This is a genomic window from Phytoactinopolyspora endophytica (genome assembly GCF_004138495.1).
Lineage (GTDB): Bacteria > Actinomycetota > Actinomycetes > Jiangellales > Jiangellaceae > Phytoactinopolyspora > Phytoactinopolyspora endophytica.
The window spans coordinates 164,060-177,500 of the sequence record NZ_ML142851.1 but is presented as its reverse complement, the minus strand read 5'-3'; the positions used below and the strand labels follow the sequence as shown (position 1 = coordinate 177,500).

Here is a 13,441-nt window from a genome sequence, read left to right as displayed (position 1 = left end):
GGGAAGGCAGACCGGACGACACCACCCGTCAGCCAGGAGACCGGCCACGGCACTGCTAGTCCGATTCCACGAGGTGATGGAAGGCGGTCCTGAGATGGTCCGGACTGTGCGCGAACGCGCCGACGCATGCCCGGGCGCTCTGTCCACCCATGACGCCGCAGACGGCCCGCTCGCCCGGGTCCGCGTCCCGGGCGGCAGGCTCACCGCGCAGCAGCTGCTGGTACTCGCGGAGAGCATCGACGTACTCGGCGACGGCCGGTTGCACGTGACCTCCCGTGCCAATGTGCAGCTCCGTGGCCTTTCCGACCCGGAAGCGCTGGCGACGCGTCTGGCCGACGCTGGGCTGCTCCCCTCGCCGTCTCACGAACGGATACGCAACATCCTCGGATCGCCGTTGAGTAGCCTTGCCGGTGGCCTGGTCGACGTCTGGCCGCTGGTCACGGCGCTTGACCGGGCGATCCAGGCCGAGCCCAGGCTCACGGCACTCTCCGGGCGCTTCCAGTTCGGCCTCGACGACGGCCGCGGCGATCTCACGGCCTCAGCGCTCGACGTCGGCTGGCGGGCTGTTCGCTCGGAACCCCACGGTGCCGTGGCCGAAGCCGGCGAACCGGCCGGTGCGCTCGTTCTCGCCGGCGCCGACAGCGGCCTGCGGGTGCCGATGGACCAAGCGGTGCCCGCGATGGTCGCCGCCGCGCTCGCCTTTCTCGACCTGCTCGAGGCGGACGGTGTCGGCGCCTGGCACGTGCGTGAGCTGGACAATGCCGTAGACCGGCTGTCCGCCATGATCGCTGACGCGATGGCCCGGCGAGGAGAGTCCCCCGCGTGGCCCGAACGGGACGGCCCCACCACGCCGCTCGTCCGCGCCATGCCGGTCCGCGCCACGCGGATTGTCCGCACCACCCCGGATCGGTTCGAGCAGATCCCACCCCCGGCGGTGGGAATCCATGCCGCCGGCCGGCGCCCGGACCACGGCGCCGGCACCCAGCAAGACCGGTTCGAGCCCAGTGACCTGTTCGGCGTCGTCGCCGGGGTGACGTTCGGCACGGTCACCAGCGATCAGCTGCGGCTGCTCTCCGAGCTCGCACCTGACGGCGCGATCTTCACGCCGTGGCGTTCCGTAGTCATACCGGGGCTGAGCAAGAAGAACGCGTCCGAGTCGGCCGGCCGGCTGCGCGACGGCGGCTACGTGCTCGACCCGGACGACCCGTCGCTGCGGGTCACTGCCTGCATCGGAAGCCCCGGCTGCGCGTCATCCGCGGCAGACGTGCGCTCTGATATCCACGAGGTACTCTCCGGTCTTCCATCCGGCGCAGTCCTTCATGTCTCGGGATGCGAGCGACGGTGTGGCCGCCCACGCACCGGCCACACCGACGTGGTCGCTACCGGCGACGGCTACTCGGTGGACGGCACCCCGACGACGGCCGACGCGCTGCCGACGGCGATCGGATCAGCGAGTGCGAGCGGCCCGCACGGCGATCGCTCCGCCGCTACCGGTAGCCCGGCTCCGGGTCGCCGCCCGTCACAGACCAGGTCACCCGAGGTCGGCGTCGTCGACCAGCACATTCCGGGCCCCGCGCCCAGCAGGGAGAACATGGTGTCAGCCAGTACAAGCGCTGTCGGTTACGTCCGTGACGGCGCGGAGATCTACCGCCGCTCGTTCGCGACGATCCGGGCCGAAGCCGACCTCGCCGGCTTACCCGACGACGTCGCGACGGCGGTGGTCCGGATGATCCACGCGTGCGGCATGGTCGACCTCGTCGACGACGTCGCGTGTAGCGACGACGTCGTGGCCGCCGGCCGTACAGCGCTGCGCGACGGCGCGCCGATCCTGACCGACGCGCAGATGATCGCCAGCGGGGTCACCAGGTCTCGTCTGCCGGCGGACAACGAGGTCATCTGCACCCTCGGCGATGCCCGTGTACCCGGTCTGGCGGCCGAGCTCGGCAACACACGCAGCGCCGCCGCGCTCGAGCTGTGGCGCGAGCGCCTGCCTGGCTCGGTCGTCGCGATCGGCAACGCGCCCACTGCTCTTTTCCGGTTGTTCGAGCTGTTGGACGAGGGCGTCGGCGCTCCGGCAGCCATCGTCGGCGTCCCTGTCGGGTTCATCGGGGCCGCCGAATCCAAGGAGGAACTCGTCAGGCGTGCCCCGGCGCCGTACATGACCGTCCACGGGCGTCGTGGCGGAAGCGCCATCGCCACCGCCGCTCTGAACGCCATCGCGCAGGAGAAGGAATGACCGAAGCAGTGAACAACGGCGCACCACGCCCGGCCGACGGCTCCCACGACGTTGACACCCGGGCCGCCGGGCCCACCAGAACCGGCCGGCTATGGGGAGTCGGGCTCGGCCCCGGCGACCCGGAGCTGGTCACGGTGAAGGCCGCGCGTCTCATCGGCGAGGCCGACGTCGTCGCGTACCACAGTGCCCGGCACGGCCGCAGCATCGCGCGGTCGATCGCCGAGCCCTACCTGCGTGAGGGCCAGATCGAGGAGGCATTGGTCTACCCGGTCACCACGGAGGGCACTCGGCATCCAGGCGGCTATGACGGCGCTATCGCCGAGTTCTACGAACACGCGGCGAAACGGCTGGCGGAGCACCTCGACGCCGGCCGAGACGTCGCCGTCGTGTGCGCGGGCGACCCGTTCTTCTACGGCTCGTACATGCACATGCACGAGCGTCTCTGCGACCGCTACGACGCGACGGCGGTTCCCGGAGTCACCTCGATGAACGCGGCGGCGGCCCAGCTAGGCCGGCCGCTCGTACAGCATGAGGAGACGCTCACGGTCCTTCCGGGCACGATGCCGGCTCCGCAGCTGGCGATGCGGCTGGCGGAGACCGACGCCGCGGCCATCCTCAAGCTGGGCCGGACGTTCCACTCGGTCCGCGACGCGCTGGCGGAGGCCGGGCGGTTGGACGAGGCGTTCTACGTGGAGCGGGCCACGTGGGGCGGCCAGCGGGTGGAACGGCTGGCAGACGTCGACCCCGAGTCGGTCCCGTACTTCTCGCTCGCCGTCGTTCCCAGTCCCGCCTACACCGAGCGCACGTCGACCGAAGCCGCTGAGGCCGGGGACACCGCAGCCGCGAACGGCGGGTCCGGTGGCGAGGTCGTGGTCGTCGGGCTCGGTCCGGCCGGGCCGGAATGGCTCACCCCCGAAGCCCAGCAGGAGCTCGCGGCCGCGGATCACCTCGTGGGCTACGGACCCTACGTGGCGCGCGTCCCGACCAGGGCCGGCCAGCAACGCCACAGCTCCGGCAACCGGGTCGAGGCGGACCGCGCGGTACAGGCGCTTGAGCTGGCACAGGCCGGCGCACGCGTGGCGGTCGTGTCATCCGGCGACCCCGGTGTCTTCGCCATGGCGTCGGCGGTCCTCGAACAGGCCGAGGATCCCCGATGGAGCGGTGTCTCAGTGCGCGTCGTTCCCGGGCTGACTGCCGCGCAGGCCGCAGCGTCACGCGTCGGTGCACCCCTCGGTCACGACTACTGTGTGATGTCCCTGTCGGACCGGCTCAAGCCATGGGAGATCATCGAACGACGCCTCGACGCCGCCGCGGCCGCAGACCTGGTCATCGCCCTGTACAACCCCGCGTCCCGCAGCCGCCGCGCCCAGCTCGACCAGACACGCGACGTGCTGCTCCGGCACCGGACACCGGACACCCCCATCGTCGTCGCCCGCGACGTCGGCGGTTCCGAGGAGTCGATCCAGGTGAGCACGCTCACGGGGTTCGATGCCGACCAGGTCGATATGCGCTGCCTGCTGATCGTCGGCTCGTCCCAGACCCGCGTCTCCACACACTCCAACGGCGCTCGCACCGTGTGGACACCCCGCACGTACAACTGAGCTACTCCCGTCGGGGACCCCTGCCTGTGACCCGACACTGCCGCCGCGAGCCGATGTCACATCTTCGTGCCCCGCGACGTCCTATGTATGACGGGACGAGTCGCGTAGGACGAAAGACGAGGCATGGACGTGACCACCACCACTCACGAACGAGCCAGCACCAGCGCGAACCCGGCCATCAAACAGGCGGGAAAACTGGTCAACTTCTTCGACGAGCGGATCACGGCAAGTCACTGGCTGAAGCGGAATCTGCGCAAAGTCTTTCCGGACCACTGGTCCTTTCTGCTCGGCGAGATCGCCATGTGGAGCTTGCTCTTGGTCATTCTGTCCGGGGTCTTTCTCACATTCTGGTTCAAACCGTCGATGGCTCACGTGACCTACGAGGGCGCTTACGTGCCGTTGCGGGGGATCGTGGTCTCGGAGGCCTACGCGTCCACGCTGGAGTTGTCCTTCGAGGTCCGTGGCGGCTTGCTGATGCGCCAGGTTCACCACTGGAGCACGCTGATCTTCATCGCCGCCATGTCCGTCCATATGCTGCGGCACTTCTTCACCGGGTCGTTCCGCAAGCCGCGTGAACTGAACTGGCTGGTAGGGCTGTCCTTGCTGGTCCTCGGCATCACCAATGGCTTTCTCGGCTACTCGCTGCCGGACGACCAGTTGTCGGGAACAGGTCTGCGCATCGTCGAAGGTGGCATGCTGGCCATCCCGGTCGTGGGGACGTACCTGTCCTATTTCATCTTCGGCGGCGAGTACCCGGGAGAAGACATCATCTCCCGGTTCTACGCCTTGCACATACTCCTCGTTCCCGGCCTGATCCTGGCGCTTTTCGCCCTGCATCTGATTCTGCTGTGGTATCAGAAGCACACCCACTGGGCGGGCCCGGGCAAGACCGACAAGAACGTGGTGGGCTATCCGTTCTTCCCGGTGTACATGGCCAAGGCCGGCGGATTCATGTTCATCGCCTGGGGCTTCATCTTCCTGATGGCCGCCGCCATCCAGATCAACCCGGTGTGGTTCTGGGGGCCCTACGACCCAGCATCGGTGAGTGCCGGCACCCAGCCGGACTGGTATATCGGGTTCCTGGACGGCGCGCTACGCATCATGCCGGCGTGGAAGATCGACATCTTCGGATCCGAGTTGACGCTAAGTGTCATCATTCCGGCCGTCGTTCTCCCCGGTCTCATCGTCACGGCGCTGGCGCTGTATCCGTGGATCGAGCGGAAGTTCACCGGGGACACTCGTGAACACCATGTCCTAGACCGGCCCCGCAATGTCCCGGTCCGCACCGGCCTCGGCGTCGGCTTCATCGTCTTCTACGTCCTGCTCTGGATCGCCGGCGGCAACGACTTCTTCGCCACCGTTCTCCACCTCCCCGTCAACTGGGTCTCCCGATTCCTGCAGATCAGCATCATCCTCGGGCCACCACTCGCCTTCTGGATCACCAAACGCATCTGCCTCGGCCTCCAGCGCCGCGACCGCGACAAGGTCTTGCACGGAGACGAGTCCGGCATCGTCATCGTCAGCCCCGACGGTGAGTTCACCGAACGCCACGTCTCGCTCACCCAGGCCCACGCCTATACCCTCACCGCCCACGAACGTCCCACCCCACTCGACCCCGGCCCCTCCACCGACGCCCACGGCATCCCCAACCCGCGCTACAAAGCGAACCGCCGCCGCGCCCGCATCTCTAGGTTCTACTTCGGCGACGTCATCGAAAAGCCCACGGAGGCGGAGATCAGAGCTGCTCATGACGGCGAACACCACGAGATCGAACAGTGAGCGCGCCTACGTCTCACGGGCTCCGGCAAGCGATGGCACGTGCAGCCGGGGCGGTGGCGTCTCATCTGCGCCGGCGAGCCTGGCTCACCTCGCGAACGACCGCCCAAGCGTCCGCTACCGGGCCTACGTGCCCCAGCTTGTCGGGGTTGTTCACCGAGCGGATCGCCTGGATCCGCCCGTCGTGTATGTCCAGTGTCATGGTGAGGAGCACCTTGTTGTCGCGGTCGTAAACGACCAGGCCCGGCTGGCCGTTCACCTCGCGTGGATCCAGCGTCACGCCGATCCGGACCAGCCCGGGGAAGGTCGAGGCGAGTACCCGGGCCACATTGTCGGTGCCGACGATGGCCCTGGCATACTGCGGAGCCTTGCCGCCGCCGTCCGCGGCTATCTGAACGTCGGCCGAAAGCATCTCCCGCAGGCCGTCGACGTCACCTTCCCGGAGCGCCTTGAAGAAGCGCGCCGCAAGTTCCTCGCGCTCCTGGCGGTCCGCGTCGAACCGGGGCCGTCCTTCGTCCATATGGCGCCGCGCCCGGGTCGCGAGCTGGCGGCACGCCGCCTCCGACCGGCCCACCGCGGACGCGACCTCGCCGAAGCCGAACCCGAACACCTCCCGCAGCACGAACACCGCCCGCTCGAGCGGACTGAGCCGCTCGAGCAGCAACAGGGCCGCTATCGACACCGAGTCGGCCAGCTCCGCCGACCGCGCGGGATCCTCATAGGGATCGGTGAGCAGCGGCTCTGGGAGCCAATCCCCGACGTACTCCTCCCGCCGGACGCGGGCCGAGCGAAGCACGTCGATCGAGATCCGGGTCACCACGGCCGAGAGGAATGCCTTCGTCGACGTGGGCAGTGTCGTAGAGGTCTCGAAGCGCAGCCAGGTCTCCTGGACGGCGTCCTCGGCCTCGCTCACGCTGCCGAGGATCCGGTAGGCGATCGAGAACAACAATGGGCGCAGCTGTTCGAACTCTCCGGTCCGGGTCACGCCGGCTCTTCCTTGAAGCCCTCGCGCCACGTGGGGAAGCGCAGCTCCCAACCGAGCTCCCGCTTAGCCTTTGCGTTGGAGTAGCCGCGCCCTTCGGTCATCATCGCCACGCCCATTTCGCCCGCCAGCGGCCGGACCAGCCACTTGGGGATCCGCAGCGGCCTCTTCGCCCCGACGCACGCGGCCAGGTGAGGCAGCCATTCGCTGACCGGGGCCGGTTCGTCGTCGACGATGTTGAACACGCCGTTCGCCCGCTGCTCCACAGCCAACACGGTAGCCCTCGCCGCGTCGTCGAGATGCACCCACGAGAAGTAGCCGGTCCCGCCTCCGATGATCGGGAGCCTGCGCTTGCGCACCAGCTCGATCTGGCCCTCGACGCCGCCGCCGGGACCGTAGAATCCGCCGTATCGCAGGGCCGCGCCACCGGCCTTGACGACCACGTCTTCGACATGATGGAGCGGCTCCGCCAAGATGCGCATCTTCGCCGGCAACTCGTCGAGCGCCAGCGGCTCCTCCTCGGTCACCAATCCACGCTCGCGGTTTGCCGGCCAGGTGGCGACACTCTGGGCGACAACGTGGGATACGCCGGTCGCCTCACCGGCGGCCAGCAGGTGGTCCGTCCCCTCGGTGCGCAGCCGGTTCGTGAGTGCGCCGAACCGTTCGGGGTGCCTGAAGTCGGGTTTGCCGGCGTGCGTCACGGAAAGGGCGGTCATCTGGTGAACGATTGCCTCCGGCCGGGCCTCGGCCACCGCCTCACCGACCGACATCGCGTCCAACCCGTCCATCACGACCGCCTCGGCACCCAGCTGTGCTACCTCCTCCAGCTTGGCCGCGTTCGTCGTCGTCGCCACCACCTGATGACCCCGGGCCACCAGCTGCGGCACCAGCCACCGCCCCATGGCCCCCGTCCCACCTGCCACGAACACGCGCATGACCAATCACCTTCCCGATTCCCACGTCTGTCTCTGTAAGACATGGGACGAGTCAGCCTGGCTGTCTGTGACATGAAAAACCTCACCGGCTCGCGTCAGGTCAGGAGTTTCGTGGTGTCCACTGCTCCTGGTGGAGCGCATCGGCCAGCGGACGCCGGCGGCGCCAGCCGTGGCGTTCCAAGTCGGGCGTCGTCGCCAGCTCGCTGACCGGGCCCAGGCACAGCCAGGCCACCGGCCGGATCCCCTCCGGCAACCCCACCAGGGAGGCGAGAAACTCCTCGCGGTAGAAGCTGACCCATCCCACGCCCAGCCCTTCGGCCGTGGCGGCCAGCCAGAGGTTCTGGATCGCGAGGCATACCGAGTACAGCCCGGCGTCGGCGATAGCGTGCCGGCCAAGCACGGCGGGCGAGCCCCTGGAAGGGTCATACGTCACGACGACGCCCACGCTCGACTCCAGGATGCCCTCGATCTTGATCTTGCTGAACAGCTGCGCCTCCTCGCCGGTGAGAGTGTCGGCGAAGACCTTGCGCTCACCGGCGACGTGCTCGCGGAACCGCCCGCGGGTGCTCTCGTCGCGGACCAGGACGAAGTCCCATGGCTGGCTCAGCCCCACGCTGGGCGCCGAGTGCGCCGCCCCGAGCACCCGTTCCAACATGTCGTCCGGGATCGGCGCTCCGGTGAACTCCCCACGAACGTCCCGGCGCCGTTGCAGTACCTGGTAGAACGCTTCCAGTTCCGGAGCACGCCTGGTCCCTGCCGACTCGTGTGCTGTGCCTGTCATCTGTCGTCACCCCTTGTTCTGTATCTCCAACGCCGGCCTGTGGTGCGCCGCGCGCCTCAACGTGCCTTTTGGTCGGTGGTTCCTAGCTCCGACCGGATCCATTCGAGGGCGTCGGCAACGGTGCCGACCGTGGTCACCGCCGGACGGGGCGGGCGCCGCACGACGACGACGGGACGCCCCAGCTCCCGGGCCGCGGTGAGCTTCGCCTCGGTGTAGGAGCCGCCGCTGTCCTTGGTCACCACCACGTCGATCCGGTGCTCGCGCATCAGCGCCAGTTCGCCCTCCGCCGTGTACGGCCCCCGGTCCAGGATCACCTCGGCTCGCGGCGGAAGCGGAGGATCCGGCGGATCGACGCACCTGATCAGGAACCACACATCGCTGAGGTGTGCAAACGCCGCCAGCCCCTGCCGTCCCGTCGTCAGGAAGACCCGTGTACCGAGCTCCGGCAGCATGCGGGCAGCGTCGTCGAGCGAGTCTGCCCAGCGCCAGTCATCGCCGGCTCCAGCCTGCCACCCCGCACGTTCCAGCCGCAGCAGCGGCACGCCGGTAGCCTCGGCCGCGCCCGCGGCAGACGCGCCGATCCGCTCCGCGAACGGATGCGTCGCATCGACGACGGCGACAACACCCTCGGTGCGCAGCCACGCTGCCAGCCCTTCCGGTCCACCGAACCCGCCGATCCGGACCTCACCCTCGGGGAGCCGGGGTTTTTTGACCCGGCCCGCGAGCGACGAGATCACTCGGACGCCGTACCGCTCCAATGCGGCCGCCAGCGCACGCGCCTCGGACGTCCCACCCAGTACCAGCACAGGTTGCCTCGACCTATCGGTCATGGCGTACCGTTCCAGTCCGTGAGACCGCAGCTGAGACGGGACGTACCGTGACGGCCGAGCGGACAGCCAACGGGCTGCGCTACGGCTGGACGACGGGCGCCTGCGCCACGGCCGCCGCCACGGCCGCCTACACGGCGTTGCTCACCGGCGAGTTCCCCGACCCGGTCGAGGTGCAGCTGCCGAAGGACAGACGCCCGCACTTCGCGCTGGCCACCGAGCAGCTCGGCGAGGACTCCGCCAGCGCAGGCGTCGTCAAGGATGCGGGAGACGACCCCGACGTCACCCATGGTGCGCTCATCGTCGCCACGGTCCGCGCCGGCGACCCCGGTAGTGGCGTCACCTTCCGCGCCGGTGACGGCGTGGGCACCGTCACCCGTCCCGGGCTGCCGCTCGAGGTGGGCGAGCCGGCGATCAATCCCGTCCCCCGTCAGCTCATTCGGGAGGCTGTGGAACGGGTCGCGCGCGATTACGGCGGGAGCGCCGACGTCGTCGTCGAGATCTCCATCCCGGACGGCGAGGAGATGGCCCGCCAGACCTGGAATCCACGCCTCGGCATCGTCGGCGGGCTGTCCGTGCTGGGCACCACCGGTGTGGTCGTTCCGTACTCCTGCTCGGCGTGGATCGACAGCATCCGGCGAGGCGTCGACGTGTCGCGTGCCATGGGATACGAGCACGTCGCGGCGGCCACCGGCAGCACCTCGGAACGTGTGGTCCAGGAGATGTACGGGCTGCCGGACAGCGCGCTGCTGGACATGGGCGACTTCGCCGGTGCGGTGCTGAAGTACCTGAGGCGGCACCCGATACCCCGGCTCACCATCGCCGGCGGGTTCGCCAAGCTGTCCAAGCTGGCCGCCGGCTACCTCGACCTTCACTCCAACCGGTCCGAGGTGGACTTCACCTTGCTCGCCGAGATGGCCGGCACCGCGGGCCATCCGGATCTGGCCACTGCCGTCGCCAACGCCAACACGGCGATCCACGCGCTGGAGCTCGCCGAGGCCGCCGGCGTCGACCTCGGCACGCTCGTCGCGCAGCGCGCGCTCCGGGCGTCGGCGGACGTCCTGCGTGAGGCACCGGTCACGGTCGACGTCGTCGTCGTGAACCGGGCTGGGACCGTCGTCGGCCGCGCCTGACCACGCAACTTCTCCATGATCATGAACAGTAACCGTGTCGATAGCACGGTTACTGTTCATGATCATGGGCGAGCAGGAGTTCACAGCGGAGCGGGCTGCTTGGAGCGATCGCGCGCGGCCGAGTACAGGAAGCTGTCCGGGAACCCTTCGGCCGCCAGCACCGGCCCCACGAAAATCGTCGCCGCGCGCGTGATCCCCGCATCCCGGATCATCTCCGCAAGCTCGCCTAGCGTCCCGCGGACCACCTGCTCACCGGACTGAGACGCCAGGGCCACCACCGCGGACGGGCAGTCCGCCCCGTAGAACGGCAGCAGTTCCTCCACCACCTGTTCGATCCGGTTGACCGCCAGATGCAGCGCCAGCGTCGTGCCGGTCGCGGCGAAAGCAGCCAGCTTCTCCCCGTCGGGCATAGAGGTGGAGCGCGCCTGTGCCCGGGTGAGCACCACACTCTGCCCGACCGTCGGCACCGTGAGCTCGCGTTTGAGTACGGCTGCGGCCGCCGCGAACGCCGGGACTCCCGGCACAACCTCGTAGGGCACGCCGGACGCGTCCAGCCGGCGCATCTGCTCGGCAACGGCGCTGTAGACCGACGGGTCGCCGGACACCATGCGCGCCACGTCGTCTCCGCGCTGGTGCGCCGCCACCTGTTCGTCGATGATCTGTTCCAGCGTGAGGTCGGCCGTGTCCACCAGCCGCGCGTGCTGCGGACAGTGCTCGAGCAGTTCGGTGGGGGTCAGGCTTCCCGGGTAGAGGCAGACCTGGCATCGGGCAAGCACATCCCTGCCGCGCACAGTGATGAGGTCGGCCGCACCCGGGCCGGCGCCGATGAAGTAAACAGTCACGAGTTCTCTCCTTCAGGTTGCGTCCGACGGGCAGAAAGCCGGACCTCGATACCGCCAGATGCGCTCACGCGACGAAACTGGCCCCCAGGCCGGCTCTGGCGGTATCAACGTGGCGAGTCATTCGGGTCTCCTGGTCCAGGCGCCGAGCCGTCACCGACCTCGGGCGGCTCGGCGTGCGACGCCCGGCTGAAGCTCCATTGGGTCAGGGTCCGGGCCGGCGTCCAGCCGGTGAGGCTGCCAAGCGGAGCCGCCCGCTCGACCGAGTGTCTCGCCAGCTCACCGCCGTACGTGGCATAGGCACTGGTCAGCGCCGCCTCGGCTTGCAGCGTGACGGCGTGTGCGACGAGCCGTCCGCCCGGCCCCAGCGCATCGAGGCAGGCATCGACCATTCCGGGCACGCTCACGCCGCCACCCAGGAAGACCGCGTCCGGGGCGTCGTGCCTGTCACCGCTGCCAGCAGGTGGACCGCCTCCGGCCGGTCGACCTCTGCCTGGCATTGGATGGCTATCAGTGGCCGCGCTGTCCGGCACCTGTGTCCCGGCCAGCCCACTCAGGGCCTCGGGGGCGGATCCGACCACCACCCGCAGGTCAGGGACGCCTAGCCGCTCCGCGTTACGGCGGATCCGGGCGGCTCGCTCGGGATCCGCTTCGATCGCCACGGCCCGGTTCGCCGGATGGACGCGCATCCATTCGATGGCCACGCTTCCGGATCCGGCCCCGACATCCCACAGCAGCTGCCCGGGCAACGGTGCCAGCCGGGCCAGACAGCCGGCGCGGAGGTCACGCTTGGTGATCTGGCCGTCGTGCTCGAACGCGTCGTCGGGGAGACCAGGCACCAGAGACCATGCGGCAGCGCCGGGGTCGAGTTCGCATTCCACGGCGACGACGTTGAGCGGGGAGGTCGGCGGCTGTGCCCAGCCCTCGGCGACACCCTGCATGCATCGTTCGTCGTCGCCGCCGAGGTCCTCCAGCACGCTCATCCGGCTGGCTCCGTAGCCCCGCTCGACGAGCAGCCGTGCGACCTCCGACGGTGTGGACGCGTCCGAGCTGAGCACCAGCAGCCGCTGTCCCGGCGCCAATGCGCGACCCACCCGGTGGACGTTGCGCCCAACGACGCTGACCACCTCAGACCGTTCGGCCGGCCAGCCCATCCGTGCCCGAGCCAGTGCCACCGAGGACACGGCAGGCACGACCCGCACGGCGTTCCGGCCGAACATCTCCAGCAATGTGGTGCCTACCCCGCTGACCAGCGGATCTCCACTGGCAAGGACCACCACTCGACGGCCGCGATGCTCGGCGAAGAGGTCACTCAGACCGGCTCGGAACGGCTTCGGCCAGGAGAGTTTTGTCACATTCCCATCCGGCACCATGCCGAGGTGACGTTCGCCACCCACAAGAACGTCCGCTGCGGCCACCGTGGCCCGCGCGTCCTCGGACAGACCCGCCCAGCCATCTGCGCCGATGCCGACGACGGTGATGGCGTCGGCAGGCACTGGCGTCCGGAAGGCTGGCTGGCTCACGGTTCCACACCGTAGCCGAAGTCGCGTACCGTCCTGCACAACGTGAGCCAGGGGCCACACCCGGCAGGACGCTGGAGGAGACCGCCCGGGAGCACGACGGCCCCAGGCCCCGCCCAAGCCGGTCACGGCGTTCACCACAGACAGCTGACCAGCCCGAACACTCCGAACGGCCCCGGGAAGGATCTAGACGTGCCGTACGAACTCCCCCGCCTGGTGATCGCGGCGCCCGCGTCCGGTCAGGGGAAGACGACGGTGGCGTCCGGCCTGATGGCGGCGCTGCGGGACCGGGGCTTCGAGGTCTCCGGGCACAAGGTCGGACCGGATTACATCGACCCCGGCTACCACGCCCTCGCCACCGGCCGGCCTGCGCGGAACCTGGACCCGCACCTGCAGGGCGAGGACCAGATCGTCCCGCTGCTGCTGCACGGGGCCCGCGCCGGGTCCCGGCCCGCCGAGGTAGCCGTCATCGAGGGCGTGATGGGTCTGTTCGACGGCGCGCTCGGCACCGAGGGGTTCGCGTCCACCGCTCACGTGGCCAAGCTCACGGACACGCCCGTGGTGCTCGTCGTCGACGCGAGTGCGGCCAGCCGTAGCGTCGCCGCGCTGGTCCACGGGTTCGCCACGTTCGACCCGCACGTCTCACTGGCCGGCGTGATCCTCAACAAGATCGGGTCTGAACGCCACGCGACGGAGGTCAAGGCCGCCTTGAGCAGCACCGGTGTACCGGTGTTCGGGGTCTTGCGCAGATCGGAGGGGATCGAGACACCCAGCCGGCATCTCGGCCTGGTCCCCGTCGGCGAGCGGCAGC

General features: G+C 69.3%; 11 protein-coding genes and 1 pseudogene. 6 read left to right on the top strand and 6 right to left on the bottom strand.

The annotated features are described in order from the left end of the window. Positions 1-76 precede the first annotated feature (76 nt). The 4 genes and pseudogenes from ELR45_RS42545 to qcrB all read left to right on the top strand — a co-directional run. Positions 77-295 (top strand): annotated as a pseudogene (locus ELR45_RS42545) (precorrin-3B synthase); the annotation flags it as partial. A gap of 1,296 nt (positions 296-1,591) precedes the next feature. Then, positions 1,592-2,236, top strand: coding sequence for a precorrin-8X methylmutase (locus tag ELR45_RS42540; RefSeq protein ID WP_205856240.1), 645 nt, complete (start codon positions 1,592-1,594; stop codon positions 2,234-2,236). Next, complete coding sequence (locus ELR45_RS06685; RefSeq protein ID WP_129664502.1) at positions 2,233-3,837, top strand: precorrin-2 C(20)-methyltransferase; 1,605 nt, start codon at positions 2,233-2,235, stop codon at positions 3,835-3,837. Before ELR45_RS42540 ends, ELR45_RS06685 begins: the two co-directional genes overlap by 4 nt. Positions 3,838-3,960: 123 nt before the next feature. Next, positions 3,961-5,616, top strand: a complete 1,656-nt coding sequence (gene qcrB / locus ELR45_RS06680) for a cytochrome bc1 complex cytochrome b subunit (RefSeq protein WP_129664500.1) — start codon at positions 3,961-3,963, stop codon at positions 5,614-5,616. Between the two features lie 61 nt (positions 5,617-5,677). Here qcrB and ELR45_RS06675 read toward each other — a convergent pair whose 3' ends face one another. From ELR45_RS06675 to ELR45_RS06660, 4 genes are all read right to left on the bottom strand, one after another. After that, positions 5,678-6,598, bottom strand: a complete 921-nt coding sequence (locus ELR45_RS06675; protein WP_129664498.1) for an RNA polymerase sigma-70 factor — start codon at positions 6,596-6,598, stop codon at positions 5,678-5,680. Further along, positions 6,595-7,530 carry an NAD-dependent epimerase/dehydratase family protein gene (locus ELR45_RS06670; RefSeq protein ID WP_129664496.1) on the bottom strand — a complete coding sequence of 312 codons (936 nt, stop codon included), beginning with the start codon at positions 7,528-7,530 and terminating at the stop codon, positions 6,595-6,597. The genes ELR45_RS06675 and ELR45_RS06670 overlap by 4 nt, the downstream gene beginning before the upstream one ends. A gap of 100 nt (positions 7,531-7,630) precedes the next feature. Beyond that, positions 7,631-8,311, bottom strand: coding sequence for a 5,6-dimethylbenzimidazole synthase (gene bluB / locus ELR45_RS06665; protein ID WP_129664494.1), 681 nt, complete (start codon positions 8,309-8,311; stop codon positions 7,631-7,633). 56 nt (positions 8,312-8,367) lie between these two features. Then, the gene (locus ELR45_RS06660) at positions 8,368-9,141 is read right to left on the bottom strand and encodes a cobalt-precorrin-6A reductase (RefSeq protein WP_129664492.1); all 774 of its coding nucleotides are present in this window, start codon (positions 9,139-9,141) and stop codon (positions 8,368-8,370) included. Positions 9,142-9,215: 74 nt separating this feature from the next. Between ELR45_RS06660 and ELR45_RS06655 the strand changes: the two genes are divergently transcribed. Continuing rightward, the gene (locus ELR45_RS06655) at positions 9,216-10,271 is read left to right on the top strand and encodes a cobalt-precorrin-5B (C(1))-methyltransferase (protein WP_420813843.1); all 1,056 of its coding nucleotides are present in this window, start codon (positions 9,216-9,218) and stop codon (positions 10,269-10,271) included. Between the two features lie 80 nt (positions 10,272-10,351). Here the strand turns inward: ELR45_RS06655 and cobM are convergent, their stop codons facing one another. Beyond that, complete coding sequence (gene cobM, locus ELR45_RS06650; RefSeq protein WP_129664488.1) at positions 10,352-11,113, bottom strand: precorrin-4 C(11)-methyltransferase; 762 nt, start codon at positions 11,111-11,113, stop codon at positions 10,352-10,354. 104 nt (positions 11,114-11,217) lie between these two features. After that, on the bottom strand, positions 11,218-12,633 hold the full coding sequence (cbiE, locus tag ELR45_RS06645; protein ID WP_205856153.1) for a precorrin-6y C5,15-methyltransferase (decarboxylating) subunit CbiE: 1,416 nt from the start codon (positions 12,631-12,633) through the stop codon (positions 11,218-11,220). A 210-nt stretch (positions 12,634-12,843) separates the two neighbouring features. Here cbiE and ELR45_RS40515 point away from each other — a divergent pair. Further along, a partial coding sequence (locus tag ELR45_RS40515) for a cobyrinic acid a,c-diamide synthase CobB (RefSeq protein WP_420813842.1) occupies positions 12,844-13,441 on the top strand: 598 nt, incomplete at its 3' end.

Bases quoted from the DNA above. Each gene is read 5' to 3' on its own strand.
- ELR45_RS42540 (WP_205856240.1), top strand. From the start codon at position 1,592: ATGGTGTCAGCCAGTACAAGCGCTGTCGGTTACGTCCGTGACGGCGCG.
- bluB (WP_129664494.1), bottom strand. From the start codon at position 8,311: ATGACAGGCACAGCACACGAGTCGGCAGGGACCAGGCGTGCTCCGGAA.
- ELR45_RS06685 (WP_129664502.1), top strand. From the start codon at position 2,233: ATGACCGAAGCAGTGAACAACGGCGCACCACGCCCGGCCGACGGCTCC.
- ELR45_RS06660 (WP_129664492.1), bottom strand. From the start codon at position 9,141: ATGACCGATAGGTCGAGGCAACCTGTGCTGGTACTGGGTGGGACGTCC.
- qcrB (WP_129664500.1), top strand. From the start codon at position 3,961: ATGGACGTGACCACCACCACTCACGAACGAGCCAGCACCAGCGCGAAC.
- ELR45_RS06670 (WP_129664496.1), bottom strand. From the start codon at position 7,530: ATGCGCGTGTTCGTGGCAGGTGGGACGGGGGCCATGGGGCGGTGGCTG.